The organism is Patulibacter americanus DSM 16676 (assembly GCF_000420025.1).
Lineage (GTDB): Bacteria > Actinomycetota > Thermoleophilia > Solirubrobacterales > Solirubrobacteraceae > Patulibacter > Patulibacter americanus.
Genome location: NZ_ATUD01000022.1, coordinates 13,399 through 37,522 on the forward strand (window position 1 = coordinate 13,399; position 24,124 = coordinate 37,522).

24 protein-coding genes are annotated in these 24,124 nt (G+C 74.4%); 10 read left to right on the plus strand and 14 right to left on the minus strand.

The window, feature by feature from the left end; genetic code table 11:
• Positions 1-27: 27 nt before the first annotated feature.
• Both F593_RS0120615 and F593_RS0120620 read left to right on the plus strand, forming a co-directional pair.
• Positions 28-1,605 carry a hypothetical protein gene (locus tag F593_RS0120615; RefSeq protein ID WP_022930639.1) on the plus strand — a complete coding sequence of 526 codons (1,578 nt, stop codon included), beginning with the start codon at positions 28-30 and terminating at the stop codon, positions 1,603-1,605.
• 25 nt (positions 1,606-1,630) lie between these two features.
• Entirely contained in the window at positions 1,631-1,972 is a 342-nt protein-coding gene (locus F593_RS0120620) for a glutathione S-transferase N-terminal domain-containing protein (protein ID WP_022930640.1), read from the plus strand.
• Positions 1,973-2,092: 120 nt separating this feature from the next.
• Here F593_RS0120620 and F593_RS0120625 read toward each other — a convergent pair whose 3' ends face one another.
• The 9 genes from F593_RS0120625 to F593_RS0120665 form a co-directional block, all read right to left on the minus strand.
• Positions 2,093-3,277 (minus strand): hypothetical protein, encoded by a 1,185-nt coding sequence (locus F593_RS0120625; protein ID WP_157252034.1) that lies wholly within the window; start codon positions 3,275-3,277, stop codon positions 2,093-2,095.
• A gap of 250 nt (positions 3,278-3,527) precedes the next feature.
• The gene (locus tag F593_RS0120630) at positions 3,528-5,021 is read right to left on the minus strand and encodes a type 2 periplasmic-binding domain-containing protein (protein WP_022930642.1); all 1,494 of its coding nucleotides are present in this window, start codon (positions 5,019-5,021) and stop codon (positions 3,528-3,530) included.
• Complete coding sequence (locus tag F593_RS0120635) at positions 5,021-6,127, minus strand: hypothetical protein (protein WP_022930643.1); 1,107 nt, start codon at positions 6,125-6,127, stop codon at positions 5,021-5,023. The genes F593_RS0120630 and F593_RS0120635 overlap by 1 nt, the downstream gene beginning before the upstream one ends.
• Positions 6,124-8,118: a hypothetical protein gene (locus tag F593_RS30685; protein ID WP_022930644.1), complete on the minus strand. Its 1,995-nt coding sequence runs from the start codon at positions 8,116-8,118 to the stop codon at positions 6,124-6,126. The genes F593_RS0120635 and F593_RS30685 overlap by 4 nt, the downstream gene beginning before the upstream one ends.
• Positions 8,115-10,361, minus strand: coding sequence for a GspE/PulE/PilB domain-containing protein (locus tag F593_RS27200; protein ID WP_157252036.1), 2,247 nt, complete (start codon positions 10,359-10,361; stop codon positions 8,115-8,117). Before F593_RS27200 ends, F593_RS30685 begins: the two co-directional genes overlap by 4 nt.
• Positions 10,358-10,564: a hypothetical protein gene (locus F593_RS0120650; RefSeq protein ID WP_022930646.1), complete on the minus strand. Its 207-nt coding sequence runs from the start codon at positions 10,562-10,564 to the stop codon at positions 10,358-10,360. Before F593_RS0120650 ends, F593_RS27200 begins: the two co-directional genes overlap by 4 nt.
• On the minus strand, positions 10,561-11,712 hold the full coding sequence (locus F593_RS0120655; protein ID WP_157252038.1) for a hypothetical protein: 1,152 nt from the start codon (positions 11,710-11,712) through the stop codon (positions 10,561-10,563). Before F593_RS0120655 ends, F593_RS0120650 begins: the two co-directional genes overlap by 4 nt.
• Positions 11,713-11,849: 137 nt before the next feature.
• Positions 11,850-12,107 carry a hypothetical protein gene (locus F593_RS0120660; RefSeq protein ID WP_022930648.1) on the minus strand — a complete coding sequence of 86 codons (258 nt, stop codon included), beginning with the start codon at positions 12,105-12,107 and terminating at the stop codon, positions 11,850-11,852.
• Positions 12,108-12,565: 458 nt separating this feature from the next.
• A complete protein-coding gene (locus tag F593_RS0120665; RefSeq protein ID WP_169449235.1) occupies positions 12,566-12,841 on the minus strand; it encodes a response regulator transcription factor in 276 nt (91 codons plus the stop codon).
• Positions 12,842-13,492: 651 nt separating this feature from the next.
• Between F593_RS0120665 and F593_RS27205 the strand changes: the two genes are divergently transcribed.
• Together F593_RS27205 and F593_RS0120675 are read left to right on the plus strand one after the other, a co-directional pair.
• A complete protein-coding gene (locus tag F593_RS27205) occupies positions 13,493-14,611 on the plus strand; it encodes a nucleotidyltransferase family protein (RefSeq protein WP_022930650.1) in 1,119 nt (372 codons plus the stop codon).
• 513 nt (positions 14,612-15,124) lie between these two features.
• On the plus strand, positions 15,125-16,294 hold the full coding sequence (locus F593_RS0120675; protein ID WP_022930651.1) for a hypothetical protein: 1,170 nt from the start codon (positions 15,125-15,127) through the stop codon (positions 16,292-16,294).
• 99 nt (positions 16,295-16,393) lie between these two features.
• Here F593_RS0120675 and F593_RS27210 read toward each other — a convergent pair whose 3' ends face one another.
• Both F593_RS27210 and F593_RS0120685 read right to left on the minus strand, forming a co-directional pair.
• Positions 16,394-16,981 carry a universal stress protein gene (locus F593_RS27210; protein WP_022930652.1) on the minus strand — a complete coding sequence of 196 codons (588 nt, stop codon included), beginning with the start codon at positions 16,979-16,981 and terminating at the stop codon, positions 16,394-16,396.
• 47 nt (positions 16,982-17,028) lie between these two features.
• Positions 17,029-18,075, minus strand: a complete 1,047-nt coding sequence (locus F593_RS0120685; RefSeq protein WP_022930653.1) for a hypothetical protein — start codon at positions 18,073-18,075, stop codon at positions 17,029-17,031.
• A gap of 219 nt (positions 18,076-18,294) precedes the next feature.
• On the opposite strand from F593_RS0120685, the gene F593_RS0120690 reads away from it, so the two are divergent.
• The 3 genes from F593_RS0120690 (at position 18,295) to F593_RS28965 (ending at position 20,206) form a co-directional block, all read left to right on the plus strand.
• On the plus strand, positions 18,295-18,915 hold the full coding sequence (locus F593_RS0120690; RefSeq protein WP_022930654.1) for a nitrogen regulation protein NR(II): 621 nt from the start codon (positions 18,295-18,297) through the stop codon (positions 18,913-18,915).
• Positions 18,916-18,993: 78 nt separating this feature from the next.
• Complete coding sequence (locus F593_RS0120695; protein ID WP_022930655.1) at positions 18,994-19,572, plus strand: hypothetical protein; 579 nt, start codon at positions 18,994-18,996, stop codon at positions 19,570-19,572.
• A 25-nt stretch (positions 19,573-19,597) separates the two neighbouring features.
• Entirely contained in the window at positions 19,598-20,206 is a 609-nt protein-coding gene (locus F593_RS28965; protein ID WP_022930656.1) for a phosphatase PAP2 family protein, read from the plus strand.
• A gap of 33 nt (positions 20,207-20,239) precedes the next feature.
• On the opposite strand, the gene F593_RS27220 is transcribed toward F593_RS28965, so the two are convergent.
• From F593_RS27220 to F593_RS0120715, 3 genes are all read right to left on the minus strand, one after another.
• A complete protein-coding gene (locus F593_RS27220; protein WP_022930657.1) occupies positions 20,240-20,770 on the minus strand; it encodes a DUF6036 family nucleotidyltransferase in 531 nt (176 codons plus the stop codon).
• A 3-nt stretch (positions 20,771-20,773) separates the two neighbouring features.
• Entirely contained in the window at positions 20,774-21,469 is a 696-nt protein-coding gene (locus F593_RS28970) for a hypothetical protein (RefSeq protein WP_022930658.1), read from the minus strand.
• A gap of 130 nt (positions 21,470-21,599) precedes the next feature.
• Complete coding sequence (locus F593_RS0120715) at positions 21,600-22,901, minus strand: TIM44-like domain-containing protein (RefSeq protein WP_022930659.1); 1,302 nt, start codon at positions 22,899-22,901, stop codon at positions 21,600-21,602.
• A 109-nt stretch (positions 22,902-23,010) separates the two neighbouring features.
• Between F593_RS0120715 and F593_RS30160 the strand changes: the two genes are divergently transcribed.
• The 3 genes from F593_RS30160 to F593_RS27230 form a co-directional block, all read left to right on the plus strand.
• Positions 23,011-23,175, plus strand: coding sequence for a hypothetical protein (locus F593_RS30160; protein ID WP_022930660.1), 165 nt, complete (start codon positions 23,011-23,013; stop codon positions 23,173-23,175).
• A 79-nt stretch (positions 23,176-23,254) separates the two neighbouring features.
• A complete protein-coding gene (locus F593_RS31155; RefSeq protein WP_022930661.1) occupies positions 23,255-23,389 on the plus strand; it encodes a hypothetical protein in 135 nt (44 codons plus the stop codon).
• Between the two features lie 358 nt (positions 23,390-23,747).
• On the plus strand, positions 23,748-24,124 hold a 377-nt coding region (locus F593_RS27230), incomplete at its 3' end, for an NAD-dependent epimerase/dehydratase family protein (RefSeq protein WP_033208818.1).

The window sequence follows — 24,124 nt, forward strand, 5'->3', positions numbered from 1 at the left end:
GACCATGGATGCCGATGGACTCCCGTGATGCCTGAACGCCCACGCACCCTGCTGCTGGGCGGCGCGACCGCGGTCGGCGGCGCTCTGCTCGCCCTCACGGTCTCCGCGCCGGCTCTCGCCGCGAGCACCGCGACGTGCCGGACGGCGTTGACCGGCACGCTCGACACGCGCGACCCCACGACGCTGCAGGACCGCCCCGTCGCGACGGTCCGGCTGTCGGGAGCCCGCAGCGCGACCGGCGTCCGCGTGACCGTCACCCGCCGCGGGCGCACGCTCGCCACCGGCCGCGCCGCCGGCACGGTGCGGACCGGCACCGCGCCCGTCGAGCTGCGCCTGCGCGGCACCCCGGCGCGCGGCCCCGTGCGGATCGTCGTCCGGGGACGCGTCGCCGGCTGCGGCACGGTGCGGGGCACCGCCTCGTGGCGGCTCTCCGCCCCGTCGCTCCCGGTCCGCGCGACGCTCCGCGCCACGACCGTCGTCGCCGGCCGCTCCGTCGTGCGGGTCCAGCTGCGCCCCGTCGCCGGTCGCCGCTCGCGCGGGGTGCGCGTCGCGCTCCTGAACGCGGCGGGCAAGCGGGTCGCGTCCGCCAACGTCCCGGGCACGCTGTCGGGTCCGACCGAGGTCGCGCTGCAGGCCGCGGGGACCTTGCCGTCCGGGGCCTACCGCGTGACGGCGTCGGGCCGCGCCGGCGGCTCCGCCACGATGCGCGCCACGGCCGCCGTGGTCCTGTCCGCGGCGTCGACCGATCCCTCGGCGGCCTCGGCCACGCCGTCGCGTCAGCGCGCCGTCGTCGACTGGTCCGGCGGCAAGCCGACGGGCCGCGACGTCGCCGGCTTCGTGCTCCCCGGCATCGGCCACGGCGAGATCCTCTGCCGCCCCGACGCCCAGGGGCTGCGCGTCTACCCGACGGACCTGCGGCGCGAGACCTCGCTGCTGAACTGGACGTACAAGGACTGGGGCGCCACGGCCGACACGCGCGAGAAGGCGCTGCGCGAGGCGCTCGCCACCACGGGCACCGGCCGCGACTTCTCCGAGGGCCTGAACAAGTTCACGCCGCCCGAGAAGACGTCGACGGGCGAGTTCGTCGCGCTGCTCACCGACCGCGGCACCATCGCGGGCCCCGGCGACGCGGCCCTCGCGGCCCCGGTCGGCGTGCGCGTCACCTGGGTGTGGGACTTCACCTCGACCGGCTCCGCGCGGTGCCACGCCGAGGCCGAGGTCGTCGCGCAGACCGCCGGCTCGACGGGCATCGCCTCCGCCCAGGTCGTGTGGCGCGGCGACGCGGCCGCGGCCGGCCGTGACGTGGCGGGCACCGACATCCCCGGCGTCGGCCGCCTGACCGTCGTCTGCCAGGCCGGTCCGGCCGGCATCCGCAACATCACCCTCGCCACGGGCGCCGGCGGCACGGTCACCACCCGCCAGGCCTCGGAGGACGTCGCGGTCCCCCAGACCGCCGGGCCGATCATCGCCGAGCTGCCCAACAACGGCCAGGTCCAGATCGAAGCCGCCGGCGTGCGGATCCTCGTGTCCTCCCGCTGGAAGGTCAACGACCCCGATCCCGGTCAGAACCGCTGCTCCGTGGCCGCGCAGGCCGTGGTGGGGTAGGGCGCGGGCGGGTAGCCTCGCCCCCATGCGCCTCTACGTCTGCTGGAACACCTCGGTCGGGCCGATCGGCGACGGCTTCCACCCGTGCGGCAAGGCGTACCGGGCGCTGCGCGAGGCCGGCCACGACCCCGAGGTCGTCAAGGCCCGCGGGCTCCGGCTGCTGCCCGACGCGCTCTTCAACCGCACCGAGGGACGCCGCGAGGTCCGGCGGCTGACCGGGAGCACGACCGTCCCGGTGCTGGTCACGGACGACGACGAGGTCATTGCGGAGTCCGGGGCGATCGAGGCGTGGGCGGCGGCGCACCCCGTGGGTTCGCGCGCGGCCGGCTCGGGGAGGGGCGAGGCGGACGCGAGCGCGTCTGTGTAGTGGTTTGCCACCTCAGAGGTGGCAAACCACTACACAGACGCTCGGTGTCGGCCCACCCCGCGGTTCGCCCGCACGCCGGCCTGCCTCCCCACGCCCTACCGCGTCGCCCGCGCCCGCGCCCTACCGCGCCGCGCGCCCCGGAACCCGCCGTAGCTTCAGCGGCCCGTCCTGGACGTAGCGCGTGACCTGGCGGGCGAGGTAGCCGCCGTCGTCGGGGCCCTTGCCGGCGTAGAGGTCGCTGCGGACGCAGGCGCAGGTGTCGTTGGGGAACGCCGAGCCGAAGAGGACGGCGGCGACACCGGCGTCGCGGTAGGCCTTCAGCAGCGGGCGGCCCTTGCGGCCCAGGAGGGTCTGGACCTTGTCGTCTCGGTAGTGGCCCGGCTTGTCCGTCATGACCTTCGAGACCGTGTTGCCCGGCGGGACCTGCCAGAGGATCCCGGCGCGCCCCGTCGCCCGCAGCACGAGCGAGACGTACTCGGCGTGGCGGGCGTAGTTGTCGCGGGTCCACCAGGCGTCGGCGCGGGCGACCCCGTCGACCTGCTCCTGGTAGCCGGCGTCGCGGTTGGCGTACTCGAACGTCATGACGTCGAACGGGCGGCCGAGGGCGCGCCAGAAGCGGACGGAGGACGCCGCCATCGTGCGGATCTGGGCGGCGTCGGGGTCCGAGCCGACGATGTCCTTGTTCGTGCCCCAGATGCTCACGGGGTAGGCGAGCAGCACGTCCGGCGCGACCTGGTCGCGGATCCGGCTCACGAGCTGGGCGAACCCGGTGAGCGTGTTCGGCAGCCCGGCGGCCGCGGGGTCGGTGCCCTGGATCTGGGTCGTCGTGTCGACGTCGCCGCGCTCCTGCTGGACGTAGCCCCACAGGTCCGGCTCGACCTGCAGGACGGGGGCCCGCCCGCCCCGGCCGCCCGCGCCGCCGCCGTCGGCCGTCGACTGACCCAGCCGCGTGAGGGCCAGGCGCAGGTCGGCGACGACGGCCTTCATGGTGGTGGGGTCCGCCAGGCCCTTCAGGACCTTCTGCGGCTCCTTCTCCTCCTGCGCCGCCGGCGGCGTCTCCTGCAGGACGTAGTAGGAGAGGAACGGGACGGTGTCGTTGGCGAGCGAGTCCTTGGCGTAGGCGGTGGCGAACGAGCCGTCGCCGGTGCGCCACGCGTCCCACGAGCCCTCGGTGCCGGCCCCGCCGGAGAGGTAGTGCCAGCGCACGCCGAAGGGGGCGCGGGCGCCCAGCGCCTTCGCGCCGTCCTCGGGGTCGACGAGCCCGATCTGCAGGGTCGACGGCCAGCGGCGCGTCGGCGCGCTCACCGGCGTGGTGGCCGGGCGGGAGGGCGCCGGGCCCGCACCGTCACGGCTGCCGGACGGACCGGGGGCGGCGGCCACGCCGGGCGGCGGCGGGCCCTCTGAGGCGGACGCGGGAGGCTTCACGCCCCCGCAGCCGCAGAGCAGCGCGAGGAGGGTGACCGCGACTGCCGCCCGGGGGAGGCGACGCCGCACGCTCACCGGCGGGCCTGGCGGGGGTCGGCGGCGAAGGCCGCTGCGGGGGGCACGTGGGGGATCACGGAGCGCTCGGGGAGTTGATGCCGGGGATGCCGCCGCTCGGGGCGGACGGCGCGGCGGGGGACGGGACGGGGGCCGACCCCGGGTCCGTGGTCGTCGCGGACGGCGTCGGCAGGTTGAACAGGCGGCGGTAGCGGGTGATGGTGTTCGCCGACAGTCCGGCGAGGTTGCGGTCGCGGGCCAGCGAGGCGTTGCGGTCCAACAGCCGCGTCAGCAGCCCGCGGGCGGCGGCGCCGCGCATGGTGCGTAGGTCGCCGTACAGGTAGACGGGCAGCGTGAGGGGGTAGGTCCCGTTGACGATCGTCTGCTGCGACGGGAACCGGCAGTCGGGCCGGCCGGTGCCGGAGGCGCGACGTCGCGGGTCGATCTCGAGCGGACGCAGCACGTCGCTGTGGGACTCGTAGAACGGGTAGGACACGACGGCGAGACGGCCGGGGGCCAGCGCGGCGGCGAGGCGCTCCTGGCGGTACGTCTCGCCGGCGCGGCGGATCGTCTGCCGCACGGTGCGCTCGGCCTCGCGGCGCGCCGCGCGCTTGGCGGCGTTCACGCGGCGGGCGTTGCGGGCCTCGAGCGCCTCGGGGTCCGCGACGGTGACCCGCTCCGCGCGGCGGCGGCGGTTCTCGACCTCGATCTGGGCGACGACCTTGCGGGCCGCGGCCGCCTCGGCGCGCCGGACGGTGGCCGAGCTCGCGGCGCGGCGCTGGGTCGCCAGGCGCTCCTCGTACGAGCTCTGGGCCGCGTCGAGGGCCTCGAGCCGGTCCTCGTTGGTCACGAAGCGGCTGAGCCGGTTCTCCGTGGAGTAGGTCTCGAGGTCGTCGCGGAAGTCGGCGCGGACCGTCGTGCCGACGGGGCGCCCGAGCGCCACGGTGCCCAGCACGAGGTTGACCGTGTCGGGGGTCGGCAGGGCGCCGACGGAGAACGGGTGGTTGCCGAACCCGATCTGCTGCCAGCCCCTGACCCTCGACCCGCGGGCGAGCAGGGAGCGCACGCCGCCGAGGGTCAGGCAGTCGCCGCCGATGTCCTGCCCGTTCTGCGTGACGAGGACGGCGGTCGCGTACGCGACGATCATCGGCTGCTCGACCTGCAGGCCGTTGGCCTCGCACTGCGCGAGCTCGGCGCCCGTGATCCGGCGGGCGCTCTGCAGCAGGTCGGTGCGGCCGGCGCAGAGGTCGGAGAAGCCCTCGTCGGGTGTGTTGACGGTCACCCGGAACGACGTGGCGGTGCCGCTGCTGCGCACGCTGCGAACGGCGTTGTCGACGATCGTGCGCGGCCGGCGGACGGAGACGGCGAGCTCGTCGCCGTCGCGGGTCGGGAGCGCGGCGCGGCGGCTGGCGACCGCGGCGGCGTCCTGCTTCTCGCGGACCTCGCGGGCGGAGACGGCCTGCTGGTCGTCGCGGACGATGTCGGCGCTCGTGTCGACCCCGCAGCCCGCGGCGGCGAGGGCCGAGACGGCGAGGAGCGAGACGGGGAGCGCGCGGCGGGAGGAGCGCATCACTTGGCCTCCGGCGGGGCGGCGGAATCGGTGCGCCGGCGGCCGAGCGGGAGCACGTCGAAGTCGGTGAGCTTGAGCTCGCTCAGCGCGTTCTCGCGCAGGTAGCCGACGTAGTTGCCGTTGCGCTGGGCGTAGAGGGTCGGGGCGTTGGCGCGGTCGACGACGATCGCACCGTAGGTGTAGAGCGCCTGAGCGACGGTCAGGGCGCCCGGGTTGCGGCTGCGGCTGGTGCTCGCGCTGCGCTGCAGGCGGGTCAGGGCCTCGCCGCGCAGGCGCAGCCGCGCGCCCTCCGGGATCGCCTTCGTGCGGCTCGCGAGCCCGTTGGTGGTGGACGCGGGCGCGACGAAGACGTCGGACGCCGGCCCCGGGATCGCGATGGCCAGCGCGTGCGGGATCCGGCCGGCGCGCAGCTCGCGCGGGCGGATCAGGCCGGCCAGCATCGGCAGGCCGGAGCCGCGGATGCTCGGCGTGCGGTCGGCGAGGGTCGCCGACACGGGGCCGACCCCGCTGCCGTCCAGCCGCCACTTGCGGGCGAACGCGTACGACAGCGTGTTGCCGGCGCGCCGGGCGCGCCACAGGTCCCAGACGGTCTTGTTCGCCTCGTCGACGAGCACGAGCCAGCCGTCGTGGCCGGGGTCCGGCACGGCGTCGGAGCCGAGGCGCAGCGTGTCGGGCGGCGGGTCGCCGACCTTGCCGCAGCGGCTCTGGCGGCAGATGAGCTTGACGGGCGAGCCGTTCCCGACGCCGTAGACGCCGGGCGCCCAGCCCGTCAGGTTGATCGCCAGGTTGCGGCGGGTCAGGCGGCTCTGGAGGTACGTCTGCTCCGACTCGTCGACGGGCTGGCGTGCCGACACGCGGATCATCGCGGCGGAGTTCGGGTCGGCGGGCAGGCTCTGCACCTGGGCGTTCCACGGGCTCGAGCTGTCGAACGGGTTGCGTCCGCCGAGGTCGGCGCCGCCGGCCGCGGCGCCCGTGGCCGCCGTGCGCGCGGCGGGCGTGCCGCCGACGGTCACGGTCTTCGTGGGCTCGGCCGTGCCGCAGGCCGCGAGCGCGAGGGTGGTGCCGGCCGCGGCGAGCGCCGCGGCGGTGCGGAGGAGCGGGGTCACGGAACGGGGGTGAGGATCGGGGCGTCGAGGCCGTCGGTGCCCGCATCGTCGGCCGGGGCGGTCTCGTCCTGCCCGGCCGCGTCCGCGTCGCCCGCGGAGGTACCGGGGGTGGCGGCGGTCCCGTCGGACGATGACGTGCCGGGGTCGGCGGCCGCGCCGGCTCCACCCGTCGAGCCGGTCGCGCCCTCGGCGCCGTCGGTGGCTCCGGTGGCGCCCGGCGTGCCGGTCGCCCCGGTCCCGCCCGTCGTCCCGCCGGCGCCGTTGCCCGCGGCGGCCGCGTCCATGGCGTCCTGGGCCTTCTTGGCCGCGATCTTGGGGTCGGTGCCGGCCACGGAGAGCAGCACGTAGCGGCCGGCCGCGAAGACGCGCTGCAGGCCGGGCTGGCCCCCGGCGGCGGCCTTGGGGTACAGCTCGTTGATGCTGCCGTCCTTCGCGCCGCGGGCGACGACGATGTAGTCGACCTTGCCCCACGGGTTGCGCAGCACGCGCAGGAACGGCCCGTCGCCCTGGTCGACACGGTCGAGGAACACCTCGGGGCGGCCCGTCAACAGGATCACGCCGCCGGTGGTGGCGTTGTCGGCCAGGACGGAGTTGCCCCGCGTGCCCGCGAGGACCTTGATGAACGCGGCCATCCGCTGCTCGGGGCCGACGCCGACGGAGTAGCCGCCGCGGGACGACGTGCCCTCCTGGTCCTGCTGCGTGAGGACGCCGCGGACGAACGCCTGCTCGAGGTTCTGGTACGGGTAGCGGTCCATCGCCAGGGCGGCGATCGGGATCGCGGCGATCAGCGCGGCGAACGCCATGAACTGCCCGATCCCGCCGTGCGTGCGCACGAGCCAGGCCGCGGCGGCGATGCCGAGGACCATGAGCGGGAGCGCGGAGCGGATCGTGAGCAGCGAGACGTCGTCGTGGATGAGCGCGTTGCCGACGACCACGAGCACGCCCGTGACGAGCAGGAACAGCTGGCCGCCGGCGATGCGGTCGTCGTCCTGCGAGCGCCGCCACACGAGCCCGACGAGCGAGAGCAGCGCCACGGGCGCGACGCCGAGGAGCAGCTCTCCGAGGCTCTTGAGGACCGCCTCGGCGTCGGCCGGCTGCGTGCGGCTGTCGGAGCTGACGCCGCCGAAGGGCTGCGCGTCGAGCACCCAGCCGAACGGCTCGCCGGTGATCATCACGCACGCCAGCACCCAGATCAGCAGCGCGGCGGCGATCGGGGCGAGCATGGTGACGAGCAGGCCCTCGCGCTCGTCGTTGTCGGCGTTGCGGGCCGCGAGCACCACGCTGGCGACGACCGCGACGGCGAGCGCCCACCAGATGAACCCGAAGCGCGACATCGCCATGAGGGCGAGCCCGAGCCCGACACCGGCGACGAAGCGTGGCTGGTCCTCGACGATCCAGGTGAAGACGAAGTAGATCGTCGCGGCCAGCGCGGCCAGGTAGATCATGTCCGGCATCCCGACGCCGGCGTAGAAGAGCCAGAGCGGGTTGAGCGCGATCAGCACGGTCATCGCCACGCGCCGCAGCAGCGGGATCCCGCAGCGGGCCATGGTGCGGTGGAGCATCGTCAGCGTCAGCGCGCCCCAGAACCCGGAGGCGATGGGCAGCGCGACGAGCCCCGAGGCCAGCGGCTTGACGATCGCGAAGGGCAGCAGGCCGACGGTCTGCAGCGGCGGGCCGGTGAAGCCGACGGCCGCGAGCTTGGCCGGGTCGTTGTGCCACACGTAGAACGCGCGGCTCATGAGGTTCATCGCGTCCGAGGGGACGATGTGCTGCATCACGACGGCGCGGTAGCCGATCGCGGCGAACACGGCCCAGGCGAACAGGAAGACGAGCAGGGTCTCGAACCGCCGCGTCTCGACGGGCGCCGGGACGTCGTCGGGGCGGCGGTGCGACTCGCCACCGTCGACCGGCTCGGGCGGCGCGGGCGCGGCCGGCAGCAGCCGCGCGACGGGGCGCGACGGGACGGGCAGCTGCGGCGCGTCGACGCTCACGAGCTCTTCCCGGCGCCGACCTGCGGCGCGGCCGCGGGCGTCTCATGGTGGCTCGCGTCGAGCCCGTGCTCCGTCTTCTCCCAGTAGAAGGGGTTGACGATCAGCTGCCAGAAGCCCTTCCAGGCGGCGATCGACATGAAGCCCCAGTAGATCGGGGAGAACAGCGCGTGGCGGACGAGGCGGAAGTACCCGCGGTGGATCGTGCCCGCGATGTTCGCGTAGATGAAGACGAAGTTGCCGATCACGAGCTGCGCGATGGCGGCGTAGAAGACGAAGCCCGGGAAGAGCTGCCGGATCACGTCCCACTGCGTGAGCGTGAAGAGCGTCGTCAGACCCCAGAAGATGGGGTTGATGAGGAACGTCAGCGTGCCGCCGATGACGAGCTGGAACGAGATGAAGCCCTTCGGCCCCATCTGGCGCCACAGCCGCACCGGGTTGCGCATGTGCACGAGGTACGTCTGGAGGTAGCCCTTGATCCAGCGCGAGCGCTGGCGGATCCAGTTCGGGAGGTCCGAGTTGGCCTCCTCGTACGTCGTCGAGTCGATGACGGCGGTGGAGAGGCCGGCCTTGTGCAGGCGGATGCCGAGGTCGGCGTCCTCCGTCACGTTGTACGGGTCCCACGCACCGAGCTTGAGCAGCTCGGCCGTCTTGAAGTGGTTCGACGTGCCGCCGAGCGGGATCGGCGCGTTCGCGCTGTCCAGGCCGGGGAGCATGAGGTCGAACCACATGGAGTACTCCGTGGTGAACCAGCGCGTCAGCAGGTTCTGCTCGGAGTTGAAGTAGTTGAGCTTCGCCTGGATGCAGGCGACGGTCTCCGGCGACTTGCGGAACGCGGCGATCGCGCGCTTGAGCTGGTCCGGTGCGGCGCGGTCCTCGGCGTCGTAGATCACCGTGATCTCGCCCGTGGCCTGCAGCAGGCCGTAGTTGCAGGCCTTCGGCTTCGTCTGCGGCAGGCTCGTCGGGACGATGACGAGGTGGAAGTGCGGCGGCAGGTCGAGGGAGCGGATCGCGTCGATCGTCTCGTCGTCCTCCTCCTCGCAGAGCAGGCGCACGTCCAGCTTGTGCATCGGGTAGTCCAGGCTGTGCACGCCGCGGACGAGCTGCGGGACGACCGCGGCCTCGCGGAACAGCGGGACGAGGATCGTGTAGACGGGCAGCTCGGTGTCGTCGAGGGCCGCGACCTCCTCCTCCGTCACGTGGATGCCGGCGTGGGCGCCGAGGCTGCCGAGCACGAGCCGCAGCTTGTAGAGCGACACGGCCAGGTGGAAGATGCCGAGGATGCCGACGAGGACCGTGACGGTCATGATCGGCCAGAAGACGGCGTTGACCGCGATCGCGATGCCGAGGAGCACGAAGAAGCCGATCTGGGGCTTCGTGAACACGACGTGGCCGGAGTCGTCCGGCGTGGTCTCGCGCAGGAGCGAGGTGGCGGTGCGCGAGTAGGACTCGCGGTTCATCCGCTGCTGCAGCAGGTCGATGGCGCTGGCCTGCGCGAGCAGCTCGCGCGGCTCGAGCGTGGTCGTCGCCTGGATCCGCGCGCGGGCGTCCGGCGAGAGCACGTCGGGCGTGGCGATCCAGAGGACGGACCCGCGGACGAGCAGCGGCACGATGCGCAGCTCGCGCTGCAGCGGCTCGGGGATCTGCTCGAGCGCCTCGGCCTCGGGCTCGATCGCGCCGAGGTCGACGGCGACGATGCCGTGCAGCTCGGAGAGCGCGCGCAGCAGCTGCGCCTCGTCGAGCAGGCCGTCGTGGAGCAGCTGCTCGCCGAGGCGGGCGCCGGTGGCGCCCTGGTCGTGCAGCGCGGTGTCGACCTGCGCGGCGCTGACGGCACCCTGCGCGATCAGCACGTCGCCGAGCATGGACTGCCGGCGCGGGCGGTCCGTGGGCGCCGGGACGGGGATCTCGAAGCGCTCGTCGATCGCCTGCTCGAGCGCGTCGCCCGGGGCGACCTCGAGCCGGACGGGGTGCCCGAGCCGCATGCGCAGCCGGTCCTCGAGGTCGGGGTGCTGCGGGTTGGCGACCGCCACGGTCACCACGCCGTCGCGCAGGGCGATGGGCAGGGCGAGCAGGTCGCGGCAGGTGGCCTCGTCCAGCAGCTGGCTGACGAGCGGGCCGATCTCGCGCTGCGAGAGGTCGACGTACGCGAGCCCGTGTTGTTGCGCGGCGCGTCGGGCCCACGCCTCGGCGAGCGAGGTCGGGCCCTCGTCGCCGGGGTTGGGTGCCATCCGCAGTGGGCGGCTCACGCCGGGGCCCCCTCGGGCTTGCCGGCGGGCTCGACGGCGGGCCGGGCGGCCGCCCGGGCCTTCGCCTTGCGCGAGAGCCGCTTGTGGTGCCAGGTCATGCCGAAGTAGGCCACGAGGATCACGATCGCCGGCGCCACGAGGAACACCGTGAAGAAGAGGGCGAAGAGCAGGGCGACGACCACCGCGGTGATCAGCGCCTTCACGTAGCGCTCCCGCGGTGGACGAAGGTCACGACGATCCGGCCCTCGACGAGGCGGCAGGACGCCACGTCGCGCCCCAGCTCGGTGCGCAGCATGCTGGCGAGCGGGAGCGGGCGGTCGAGGTCGACGCTCATGAGGACGTCGTGGCCCTCGAAGGCGGTGACGGTCGCGGCCTCGACGCCCGGGAGCTCGAGGATCCGGCCCTGCAGCGCGTCGAGGTCGGCGAGGCTCGTGACCGGGCCGACGAGCACGTCGACGGAGCCGGCGCTCAGGAGCGGCACGTCGGCCAGGCTCGAGGCGTGGTCGGGGCCGTCGAAGGGCGAGCCGGACCGGCCGGAGGAGCCCTCGTGCACGGGCCGCGCGCCCGCGGACGGGGACAGCTCGGTGATCACGCCGGGCGACGGGGCCGGCGCGCGGTCGAAGACGTCGGCCATGCCGGGCTGCCGCTCGAGCGACGGTCCCCGGTGCTGGAGGGCGGCCTGCTGGCGCATGGGCGGCTCGGCCGGTAGCGGCGTGGCGCCCGAGAGGACGCCCGGGCCGGCGGCCTGGGGTGCCGGGGTGGGAGCCTCGCCGAACGGGGCGGCGACGGGCGGGGCCGGGGCGATGTGCGGTGTCGGGGCGGCCGGTTGCGCCGGGGCCGCGTGCTGGGCGGCCGACGCGGCGTGCTGGGCCGGAGCGGCGTGCGGGACCGGGTCGGCGTACTGCGGGGCCGGGGCGGCGTGCTGCGGGGCCGCGGGCGGCACGGCGGCGATGGGCGGAGCGGCGGCGATGGGCGGCGCGGCGGCGACGGACGGCGCGGGCGCGGGGCGCGCGGGCGTCTCCGTCGGGGCGGGGGAGATCACGGCGTGGTCGCCGCGGCGGGGCGGCAGGTTGGGGGCGGCGTCCTCGGCGGCATCACGGGCCACCGGGGCCGGGGCCGGAGCGGCGGGCTTCGGGGCGGGCGCCTCTGCGCGCAGGCCGGCCCGGGCGATCTCCGTGGTCAGCTCCTGGACCGCGATCTGCGTGGACGCGAGCTCTGCGGTCAGCCGCTGCGCCGCGGAGAGCAGCCCCGCGATCGTCGCCGCCGAGGGCGCCCCACCGGGCGCGGCCTCGTCCACGTGGAACGCGTCGGGACCGGGGCGAAGAGGAGAAGAGGAGTCGTGGGTGCTCATGGCAGAGGCGAGGCATCGTGTCCCGCTGCACGGGACAGTGTTCTCCCTCCGTATCGAAACCCTTTCGCCCGAGCTTCAATGTTGTGACGAATACCTGCCGAATGTCCAGTTTTGTGAACGCGGGCACGTTGGGGGCGTCAGTCCGCTCGGGCCTGCGGCTGCCGCTCGGTATCCGCCTGCGGCGGGTCGGAGGGCGCGTGCGTCTCCGCGTGCCCCGGCTGATCGCGCGGGAGCTGCGGATCCGCGGGGCGCGTACGGACGAAGACCGGGCCGCGGTGGTTGCCGACGACCCGCAGGACGTACGCCTCCCGCGTGTAGGAGAAGCGCAGGGCAGGACGCAGGAGCGCGAAGGCGACGGGATTGATGTGGTGCCGCGGCCGTGGGGTGGTGCGCATCGGGAGCTCGGTTTCTGGACGGGTGACGGGGGACGTCGTCACTCGTTCCTACGCTCCGTAGCGACGGCTCCTGACGGATCTCGGGCGTTTCGTCGCGCCCGTTCGTCGCGGTACGAGCTTGGTCCTAGACCGAACGTCCGTTTGGGCCAGGTGGCGGACCGCGGCGGGGTTCGGGCGGAGTTCCGCCGGCCTCGCGTGCGCGGCGCGGCGGGGGGGGGAGGCGCACCACTCGACCGGGTGGCTGCCGCCGGTGGTGAGGCGGATTCCCGTCGGCTGACGACACCAATCGGCCTCGACCCCTTCCGCCGGCCCCGCACCGCGGGTGGTGAGGCGGATTCGCGTCGCCTGACGACACCGATCGGCCTCGACCCGCCCGCCGCGCCCGCCCGCCGAGCCCGGCCGCCCGCGCGGCCCGCCGCGTTCCGCCGCGCCCCGCCCTGCCCGGCCGCGCGACCCCGTCAGCCCAGGGGTTCGAGCGGCACGACGCCCGCTCGCAGGGCGATGACCGCCAGCTGCGTGCGCGAGCGCGCCTCGAGCTTGCGCATCGCCGCGGCCACGTGCGACTGGACGGTGCGCGAAGAGATGTGCAGGCGCTTGCCGATCTCGGGGTTGGTCAGGCCGTCGACCACGAGGGTCACGATCTCGATCTCGCGGGCGGTCAGGGGGGACCGGCCTCCGGGCACGGAGCCCTGGTCGTGCACGGGGGTGGGGACCTCGTCGGAATGGGACAACACGGCGCCTCTCAACTGGGGATGGACGGCGTGGTCGGCGACGGGGGCTCGTTCGACCGCGGGTGGAGCATATGGCGGACACCGCATACCCGGTGCCGGCCCGCGTGAAAACCGTGTTTCGGAACGGTGCACCCGTCGATACCGACTTGGTACGAACCCGAGCCCGAATCGACGCCGAAGGCCTCCAAAGTCCTCTCCATGAACACCGGCGAGCCGCTAGCGGCGGGTCGGGGTTCAGAGAGATTCTCGACTTGCGTTCGGCACCGGGCCACGGCCCGCAGGGCCGAACGACCGAGCGGCGCGGGGGCGTCGCACGTGCCGTCGAGAAGGTGATCCGGGCGTCGGGGGACGGCCCGGGCACCACGCAACCTCGGCCGCGTTCGCACTGCGAACGCGGCCGTCGCGCGTTCTAGGGGCCTTCGCCTCGCGCCCGACGCACGCGGCGCACGGCCCGCGCCCCGCGCCTGACGTCCGCCCCGCCCCGCGTTCCCGCACCCGTACGCCCTTCGGATCGCCCGCTGGACGCTGGGCGCCCGGAATCTGGACGGACGTTGCGAAACGCGTTGCAAGGCTCAGGTTCTGGTGGCGAACACCGATACCCCACCATCGGCGCCGCAGGGTGTCGGGTCAATCGGACACGTCAGGACGGATCAGATGCAGGCAGTCATCCTCGTCGGCGGCAAGGGCACCCGCCTACGCCCCCTCACCGCCGATCGGCCCAAGCCGCTCGTCCCCGTGGTCGACCGGCCGTTCCTCGGGCACGCGCTCGAGTGGGTCGCCCGCCACGGCCTGACGGACGTCGTGCTCTGCTGCGGCTTCCGCTCCGACGCCGTGGTCGAGGCCATCGGCGACGGTTCGGCCTTCGGCGTCCACGTCACCTGGGTCTTCGAGCCCGAACCGCGCGGCACCGCCGGCGCGCTCAAGATGGCCGAGGAGTACCTGCAGGACCGCTTCGTGCTCATCAACGGCGACGTCCTCACCGACATGGACCTGACCGCGCAGCTGCGGGCGCACGAGGAGACGGGCGCGCGGGCCACGCTCGCCCTCGTCCCCGTGGAGGACCCGAGCGCCTACGGCCTGGTGCGGCTCGAGGACGACGGCCGCGTTCGCGGGTTCCTCGAGAAGCCGAAGCCGGAGGAGATCGACACCGACCTGATCTCGGCGGGCGCCTACGTGCTCGAGCGCGACGTGCTCGACCTGATCCCGGCCGGCCGCGAGGTCTCCATCGAGCGGGAGGTCTGGCCGCGGCTGGTCGGGGAGGGGCTCTTCGGCTTCGTGCACCAGGGCGCGTACTGGATGGACATCGGCACGCCGCAGCGCTACGTGCAGGGCGTCGGCGACGTGCTGAACGGCGCGGTCCGCACGGAGACCCTCGAGCGGCTGGCGGGCTGCCCCGTGGCGGCGGGCGCGCACGTGGACGACACCGCCGAGGTGGCACTGGGGGCGCACGTCGCGTCGGGCGCCCGGGTCGGTCCCGACGCGCGGATCGGCGCCGGAACCGTGGTCGCCGAGGGTGCCTTCGTCGGCGCGGGCGCCACGCTCGACCGCGTGGTGCTGCTGCCGGGGGCCTGGATCGGCGCCGGCGCGGTGCTGCGCGACTGCGTGATCGGAGAGGGCGCCACCCTCGGCGACGCGGTGCGGGTCGCGGACCACGTGATCATCGCCGACGGGGCCAAGGTCGAGGCCGGGACGATCCTCGGGCTCGCGGGCGTCGCGCGGCCGCGGGACGCCGCGGGGCGGACGACGCCGGCGCGCGAGGCCGCGGCGCACTGAGGACGAGGGGCGCCGGTCCGCGGCGCGTGGTGGCCGGCGCGAGGCCGCGGCGCGCTGGGCCGCCGGCCAGGCCGGAATCGAGGAGGGCCGCCCCCGTTGAGAGGCGGGCCCCCGACCGACATCCTTCGTACCGCTGGTACGGCCGTCGCCCGAAGGACGTCGTTCGCACCTTCACCATCGCAGGTGAGACGGGGGGTCCCGGTTGCAGTCGGGTAGCGGACCGGTATCAGCGACCCAGCGGCGTCACGGCGGAGGTGCCCGAGGGCAGGTGGCTCAGCCGGCGAGGTCAGCAGGCTACGCCGCCTCAGGGGGTTCCGGGGTGCTCGCCGGCAGCGGGCTTCGTCCGCCTCCAGACGCCGACGCCGCAGGCTCGCGGCCCCTTGGCGCAGGACATCTGTTCGCGCCGCGTACCGCTGTACGCTGCCCGCAGTGCGTACTGCGTCGGCACCCGACCCGTCGACTGGGCCGGCATCGTCCGGGGACGACGCTCGTGTCCTGCGTCTCCTCGAGGCGGTGGCCGAGCAGGCGCGGATCGCCCGGGCCGTGGTGGCCCGCGAGGCGCGCGACGCGACCGTCGCGGCCCGGTCGCGCTGCGTGCGTGGGCACGCCGCGGTCATGGCGCGCACGGCGGGGGCGGCTGAGCACGGCGCCGCGTTGCTGCAAGGGCTGCTCGCGGACGTCGAGGGCCGGGCGGCCACGGCCGCCGGCAACGGGGCGCCCCCGGAGTTCGTGCCCATCGGTGAGGTGCGCGTGCGACGGTTCACGGAGGCCACCGACCCCGTACGTGCTCCGGTGCTGGTGCCCGTCGGCGTTCGAGGCGGCCTGCAGCTCGTCGTCGGCGACGACCGCGGCCGGCGTCGCGAGGTGCTCGCCGTCGCCGAGGCGTTGATCGCGGCGTCCGCGGCGGCCACGGACGTGATCGTGCACGACCCGTGCCGGCGCGGCCTGCGGCCGGGCGCGACCGCGGCCCCGGGGGTCGTCGTCGTGCACGACCGAACGGCTCTGATGCGGGCGGTCGGCCGGGCACGGACGGCTGCTCGGCCCGCACGCCTGGTCCTGCTCGACTTTCCCGGGGGTCTCCGGGCCCGGGACCGCGCTGCTCTGCGCGACGTGTGCTCCGGGGACCGGTCCGGGGTCCGACCGCTCCTCGTCGAGGTGCCTACCGGTGCGCCGGGCGTCGACCTCGTCCACCGGCGCGTGCGGCCGGGGACCGCCGCGGCCGGCGCGCCGGTGTGCGTGATCCAGCTCTGGGACGCACGGGGCGGATGGCGGTGGCCGGCCCATCCGGGGCTCGTCGTGCGCCTGCCCGACGTGTCCCGGTGGCCGAGCGCGAGCGGGCCGGGGCACTCCGGCCGTCCGGCGGCGGAGGCGGCCGCGGCGGTGGGGCGGCTCCTCGAGGCGCTGGCGGCCGTCGCCCGCCGTCACGACGAGGAGATCGCGAGGGTTCGGGCCCACGAGCGCACGCTCCTGGACGGTGCCGCCAACCGGAGGCGGGTCGCCGTCGCCGAGATCGAACGCCACGAGCGCGCCGCCCGGTTCGTCGCCGCACGCACGGGCCTCTCGGCGGAGTTCGGGGCGTTGCTCGCGCCCCGGGACGGTGACGTCGATCCACGCCTCGAGCAGGACGCGTGCTTGGCGAACCTCCGCGTGGCGGGCGCGGAGCTCGTCCGTCGCCTCCGCTGACGTCCTGGACGTCGGCGGGGCGCGGGCCGCGGCGGCACCTCGACGGCGGACGGGGGCGCGCCCGTCCTCACCGCGGCGGCGCGGTGCACCTGCCGCCGCTCAGGCGGTGCCGTCGCGCTCGTCCTCCGGGGTGCGCGGCACCCACGCGGCCGAGGCGGTCGCGCCGTGGCGGCCCGGCGCGGCCGGGTCGTCGTGGTGGGGGACGTCCGGACCGGCGACGACGAGGACGGGGCGGCCCGTGCCCTCGAGGACGCCGCGGACGGTGGGGCCCAGGCGGGCGTAGCGCTCGCCCTCGCGTCCGTGGCCGCCGAGCACGATCAGATCGGCGTCGAGCTCGTCGGCGACGGTCAGGATCGTGATGGCGACGGCGTCCGTCGCCGCGGCGGCGCGCGGCGTGGCGGCCACCCCGGCGGCTGCCGCGTGGCGGGCGCCGACGGTCGCCCGGGCGAGCGCGAGCTCCTGCTCCTCCTCGTCCGTCCGCGACGCGACGGCACCCCGCTCGGGGTCCGCGGGTCGCTCGCCGCTGGGCCGCCAGACGGCGAGCACCGTCATGGCGGCGTGGGGCACGAGCCGGGCGGCCTCGCGGATCGCGGCCTCCGCGTCGGCGGAGCGGTCGAACGGCACGAGGACGACGGGCCGTTCGATGCGCTCTCGGGGCTGGGCGGGACGGACGGTCGGTTCGGGCATGGCGCGCTCCACGATAGGGGTGCCGGCGGGGCGGGCCGCGCCGCGCCTCAGGCCGTGCCGCCCTCCGGGGTCACCCCCGCCACCGGACCCGGCCGACGGGCGTGGTCGCGGTCGAACGCGTCGGCCTGGGCGGTGGCGCGCTGCACGGCGCGGCGCGACGGCCACGCCAGGCTGAGCAGCCGGCGGGTGCGGTCGGAGCAGCCGAGGATGAGGATCACGACCATCGTGCCGTAGATCGGGAGGTGCCCGAGCAGCTCGACGTCGCCGAAGAAGAACAGCGTCAGGTTGAACGGGATGCCGATCGCCACCACGCCCACCTGGGGCATGGCGCCCGAGATCAGCATGAGCCCGAAGAAGACCTCGGTGGCCCCGGCGATCCGGGTGAACTGCAGGTCGGTGACGTTCAGGCCGAGCTCGCGGAAGACGTTGAAGTGCGGGTACTCCGCGAGGAACTTGAGCGCCAGGTCGGGCTGGGCGAGCTTCTCGTTGAACGCGACGATGATCAGGCAGACGCCGACGGCGACGCGCAGCACCCAGGCGGCCTGGGCGATCGTGAGCGGGGTCAGCTCGCGGGCGTGGCCGCGCTCGTGGTCGACGGACCAGCGGCCGGCGCCCGTGTAGTAGAGGAACGCCGCGCAGCCGAGCAGATCGATGCGCTGGACGATCTCGAGCGGGCCGTACTGCAGGATCGCGATCGGGCCGGCCAGGATCAGGGCGATGGCGACCTCGCGGGTGCGCCAGCCGGCGAAGAACAGGATCGCGAGGACGAGCACGACCGCGCCGAGCAGCACGCTGGGCACGTCCCACGCCAGCTCCATCGGCGGGGCGAGGAACGCGCCGAGCGACAAGAGCCCGACGAGCGACACGCCGAGGTGCATGCGCAGGATGAACGGGGTCCAGTCGGCGAGGTGCGCGACGGCGGGGACCTCGACGCCGGACCACCAGCGCGCCGCGACGAACCGCACGGCGAGGGTGATGAGCAGGGCCGCGACGAGCATGCCGATCGTGGCGGCCTGGAACACGAAGCCCCAGTCGGCGCCGACGTCGTCGTGGACGAACCAGGTCTCGTGGGCGAGGGGTAGTCGGGGAGTCATGCCCGGAACGTACGGCGGCGGGGCGGCAGGATCATCCGGCGGGAGCCGCGCGCCGTGTACGGGGTTCTACGGTCAAGGCTCGATCCCGCGTCGTGGTCGGCGCCGACCGAACACCGGTCCAGGAGCCGTATCGGCGGCATCCGGAGCGGGGGACCCTCCCGTAGGCCTCGAAGAGACGTGGGTGCGTGGGGCGGGACGAGGATCCGAGAGGGGCATGCGGTGAACGTGGGAACGGTGGCGGCACGGGACGGGGCAGGCGGTCAGCTCGCGGCGCGGCGGGCGCTGGCGGACCAGATCTCGGAGGAGGTCCTGCAGCTGCTCTACACGGTGCACGGCGACCTCGCCGAGGTGTTGGACGCGGGGGAGGACGGCCCCGACCCGGCGTTGATCCGGTCGGCGGCCGAGTCGACGCTCGGCGCGATCTCGATCCTGCGGGTCGTGGTCGAGACGGTCCTGACGGCGGCGTGGGGGCCGGCCGAGCGGCGCTCGCCGTCCGACGCGTCGTGGCCGGGCGCCGAGGGCGTGCTGTTCGACGCGCTGTCCGACGCCTGGGTCGTCACCTGCAGCGACCGCGACCTGCTCTTCGCCAGCGGCCCGGCGTGCGAGCTTCTCGGCCGGTCGAGCGAGGAGCTGCGCGAGCTGTTCCGCGACAAGGCCGAGGTGCTGCGGCGCGTGGAGAGCGGCGGGCGCGTCGTGGCCGACGACGGCACGGTCGAGTCCGACGTCGAGGTGCCGCTGCCCGACGGCGACTCGCGGCGCGTCCACGTACTGTCGCACCCGCTGCCGGCGGTGCCGGGCGTCAAGCGGTCGTACCTCTCGCTGCTCAGCGAGCGGTTGTGAGGGCCCGCGGCGGGGCGGGCGACGGACGGATCACCGGCTCAGCCCCGCCGCGTCCCGCCGATAGATCGGCGGACGACCGTGATCGCTGACGACGGACATCCCCTGCGGCCCATCCGCCGCCCGCCGCCCGCGGCATCCACCGCCGGGAGCATCGGCGCGGGCGAGACGTGGCGTGCGCCGGCGGCCCCGGAGCCGTGCCCGACCCTCGAGGTCGTCGACGGCGTGCTGCGGCTGGTGGACGAGCCGGCGGGCCTGCCGGGTCCCGTTGGACCACAGCCGACGCCCCCGGATCCGCGGCCGGAGGAGTCGGCGCGCGCCGAGGCCGACGACGCGGACGCCTGGATCGAGTTGCGGCCCACCGCCTGGCTGATCACGCGCGAGTCCGGCGGCCTGGTGCACGCCAGCGACCTCGTCTACGGGCTGCTGGACCGCACGCCGGACGAGCTGGCGCTGGTCCTGGACGACCCGGGCGATTCGTCCCCGGGCTTCTCGTGGATCCGCCGGACGGTCATCGCCCACGGCCGCGCCCACGTGCTGCTGCGGGTGCCCGCCCGGGACGGCACGGTGCGCGAGATCGACGTCGTCTCGTACCGCCTGCCGGCGCGCAGCGGCGAGGACGACCGCTTCTACTCCGTGCTGACGGCCCGCGAGGGCTGAGGCCGGTCGGGGATACGATCCGCCGGTGCGCCGGCTCCTGGCTTCCGCCGCGGCGTGCCTCGCCGCCGTCCTGCTCCTGCGCCTCTGGCTCGAGCTCGTGGGTCCGCTGCCGGGCGATCGCTGGTCGCTGCGGTTCGAGCCGTGGCCTCCCCGCCCGCAGCCGTGGCGCGACGTGGGCGTGCTCTTCGACCTGCTCGGCAAGCCGCTGTTCGCCGTCCTCGTGGTGGGGCCCGCGGTCGCGCTGGTCTGGCGCGGGCTCGGGCTGCGGTCCGCGGCGTTCGTCGCCCTCGGGAGCGCGGTGGTCGTCCCGAACGCCCTGCTGAAGGTGCTGCTCAGCCCGACGCCGCTGTGGGAGGCGACGCACGCCGACCACGGCGCCAACTACCCCAGCGGACACGTGGCCTACGCCGTCGGTCTGGCGGGCGCGCTCGCGTGGCTGGCGTGGGAGCGGGGCAGGCGCGACCTCGTCGTCCTCGCCCTCGGGTTCGTGGTGCTGATGGGCCCCAGCCGCGTGTGGACGGGCGCCCACCTGCCCAGCGACGTCGTGGCGGGCTACCTCGTGGGGGCGGGGTGGGTGCTCATCGCGCGGGCGCTGCTGCGACCGGGCGGCACGGCACCTCGCCGTCGTCCCTGAGCAGGACGGTCCGATGTACCCGCGTCGGTGGGGTCACATCCCCATGAGCATCTGACGAATCAGGCGCTCGCGTTCGGCGTCGAGCGGCATCGTGGGGAGCCGCCGAAGAAGCGTGTCGCGATCGACCAGACCAGCACGCATGGTGTCACGCGCGTAGTCCCAATCCCGTTCCCTGCAGGCGTAGCACTTCGACAGCACCAGGTCGTGCATCTCGAGGCAGAGCGCGGTAGCGGAGACGGTGGAACCGGGCCGCGGGGGAATCTCGAGCCGTACCAGGCGGTCCTGCCAACCAAGAGGGGGCTTTGCGGTCTCGGGGCCAACCCCGTGGGCGTAGAAGCCGAACGCCAGGTGGAAGTTCGAGCCGTCTCCGAAGACGCCGTCGATGAGGTCGGACTTCTCGGGGGCGTCCGGGACGTAGATGTCGGCCTCCATGGATTGCAGGAGGCTCTCCGGTGGGTCTTCGAAGGTCCCGAGGATCGCCTGGCTGCCGATGACGACGAAGACGTCGGACTTCACGACTTGGGCGGCGGCGGCCAGGATGTGCTCGAGCTCCGAACGTTGCATGGGTCACCGGACCTCGGAGAGGATCTTCCGACGCTCGGCTTCGCTGAGCATGCCCGCGAAGGGCGAGTTCTGCCGCAGATCCCGCGCGTCCTGGGTGTCCGCCCCGATCGCTCGACGGATGACCGGGAGCGGTTGAGCGAGCAGCGACTCCCATCGAGCGGCGTACTCCTCAGCGACTCGGCCCTGCGATCGCCAGCGGGCGAGCACCTGGCGTGCCTCGGTGACGTCGGCCCGCCGCAGTCGCTCGGCGACGGCGCGGTGATAGGCGAGGGCCCGCCGTTCCGGTGTGCCGTGCCCGCCCTCCTCGAACTCCGCCTGCGACAGCAACCGCCCGGTGTCCAAGGCCGATGCCGCCGCTCGGTCGGCCAGAACCTTGGGCTCCAGAACGTGGCGCCGACGGCCGAGCCGCGCTAGCTCGCTGTGTTCGTGCAGCTGGAGGAGCGCGTCGACGGGCACTTCGGTCTTCGCGCTCTGCGTGTAGACCACCGGGAGATCTCCGGATTCGATCCAGCGCGCGAGTGCAGGGTGCGTGACGCCGAGGTATCGCGCAGCGAGGCGGCGCGACACGGTGGGCCCGAGCTCGGCCTCGAGAAAGGTGCGAACCGCGCGGATGTCGTCGTCGTGGGGGTGCAGGCGTCCTGCCCGACGAAGGCGGGTCAGAGCATCCAGAAGCCCGAGCTTTCGGTCGACGATTCCCACGACGGGAAGCCTACGCAAAGTTTCCAAAAAAAGCGATTAATGGAAACTTTGAACCCGGGAGACCGCGCGTTGCATGGTCGGCATCGAGGCCGAGACGGAGAGGCCGGCTCGGACGAGCGGCGGAACCCGATCAGCCCGGCGCAGCACCCACCAGCACCCACGGCGTCTCGCGGTCGTCCGTGAGCGCGAGCGTCCAGCGCTCCTCCCGCGACACGACCCGATCGCGCGACCCGTCCCGCACCGCCTGGGTGTCGCGGTCCTCGCGGTACCACGCACCGCGGTAGGCGACCACCACGCCCATCGCCGGGGGCGCGCTCTGGCCGTCGAGGGTCCCGATCGTCACCGTCCGCACCTGCAGGCCGCGCACGACGGTGCGCACCGTGCGGGTCGCGTCGTCGCCGTAAAGCAGCGCGCCCACGGCCTCCGGCGACGCGCGGCGCTCCAGGGCGGCGTCGTCCCCGTCGATCGCCTCCGTCCACGCGGCGACGACGCCCTCGACGGCGACGGTCAGCACGTCGGGGCTGAAGCGGTCGTCGACGAGGGAGAGGTCGAGCGCGGCGACGTGCGCGTCGCGGCTGAACGTCGTCGACGTGAGCTGGGCGATCTCGGCCGCCGGGCCCGCCGCGTCGGCGACGGCGAGCTCGGTGCGGCTCCGGCCCGCGAGGGTCGGGTCGGCGGAGGGCACCGCGATCAGCTCGCCGTGCAGGTGGTGGTGGCCCTCGGCCTCCTCCTCGATGGAGAGCAGGATCCACTCGTCGTCGGTGCGGCCGAGGGTCCAGTACTGCTGCAACGCGAGCTCCGGACCGTCGTTGCCGTCGCGGAACCGCTTCTTGCCGTCCTCGGTGATCACCCACGAGTGGATGTCGCAGGCGACGAACACGACGATCCGGTCGTCCTCGTCCGCCGCCCGGTTGACCAGCCCGATCAGCCGCACCCCCGGATCGCCCTTCACGACGACCCGGCTGTGCCAGCCCTTCTTGTCGAAGTCGTCGAGCCGCCGGCGCCACTCCTCGAGCAGGTCGGGCCCCAGTAGGTGCGCCATCGCCGCTCGGTCGCGCGTGTCCCAGGCCTCCTGCACGGCGAGGAAGAGGTCGCGCGCCTCGGCGACCACCGAGTCGGGGTCGAACAGCGCGTCGTCCTGCGCCGCCTCGGCGGCCGCCAGCCGCACCTGCTCGTCGCGCGCGGTCCGGGCCTGATCGGCCTTGCGTCGCTTCCACACGCGATACAGCGCCAGGGCGGCCATGCCCAAGACGATGATGAGCACGATGACGTAGCCGCCGCTGCTGATCTCGCCATCGCCTGACGATCCGCTCCCGGAGAGCGATCCTCCGCCCCCGCCGCCACCCCCGCCGGAGAACCCACTGGACCCGCCCCCGGCCTGGGCGAGGAGGGTGGCCAGGAGCGGGACGGGCGAGACCACGGTGGGCCGCATGCTTGCAGCGTCCGCGGCGGCAGCGGGTGCGCCGAAGGTCCATCCGGTGAATGGGATCTTGCGCCCTAATGTGTATCGCGGGGCGTTCCCGGGGAAGGGCACTCGCGACATGCTTTGGATCGCCGCGCTGCTCGTCGCCTGGGTCGTCATCGACGCAGTCGTCGTCGCGGTCGTGGCCCACTTGGCGGCGGGGCGACGCGAGCTGACCGCCGGAGCGCTGCCGTCCCTGCCCGCCCCCGCCTCGCCGGCCGACAACACCGCTGGCCCGTACTAGGTGCGCCGGCGCACACATTGATACGGGATCGATTCCGTATCGACCGGTCCTCGACCGGCGCTGGGAAGAGCATGTACCCATGCTCCTGTTCGTGGCGATCGCGATGTGGCTCACCCTGAACGCCGGGCTCGCGGCCGCCGCGGTGCTGCTGGGCGGCCCCGCCGCGGCCGCGCGCCGGGAGATCGCCGCCGCCCCGGGCGTCGGCGTGCGCTGACGCCGGCGCGCCGGCCGCGATCTGCCCTTCGCGGGGCGCGTGGACGCAGCCCCTCGACGGTCCCGCGAGCTCCAGCCACAGGCCCGTACGAGGTAACGCACATTTCACACCAACGGCGGCGAACCGCCCCCAAAAACGGGCTGTGATGGTGACGCCTGTGTCACGTCGGTGACTCTGGTCGAGGGTCCCTTCCCCAACGCTGCCCAATCTGGTTTGCTTCCGCCTCGATGCCTTGGGAACACGCCGTTAGCCGTATGTACCGACAAGCGGCCGACGCGCCCCTCGTCGCACAGCGAGCTGGTCACCACCGCGGTGCGGTCGTCCCGGCGGCGCTGGCTTTGAGCCGGGGCGCTGCCTGATGGCCACGTGTCTTGTCACCGGCGGCGCCGGGTTCCTTGGATCTCACCTGTGCGACGAGCTGCTCTCGCGCGGACACCGGGTGATCTGCACCGACAACCTCGAGACCGGATCGCTGAACAACATCGAGCACATTCGCGGCTCGGAGTTCGAGTTCCGGCAGCTGGACATCGTCGAGCCGTTCTACGTCGACGAGCCCGTCGACTTCGTCTACCACGCCGCCTCGCCCGCGTCGCCGATCGACTACCTGCGCCTGCCGCTGCACACGCTGAAGGTCGGCTCCTACGGCACCCACCACGCCCTCGGCCTGGCCAAGAAGCACCGCGCCCGCTTCCTCCTCTTCTCCACCTCCGAGGTCTACGGCGACCCGAAGGTCCA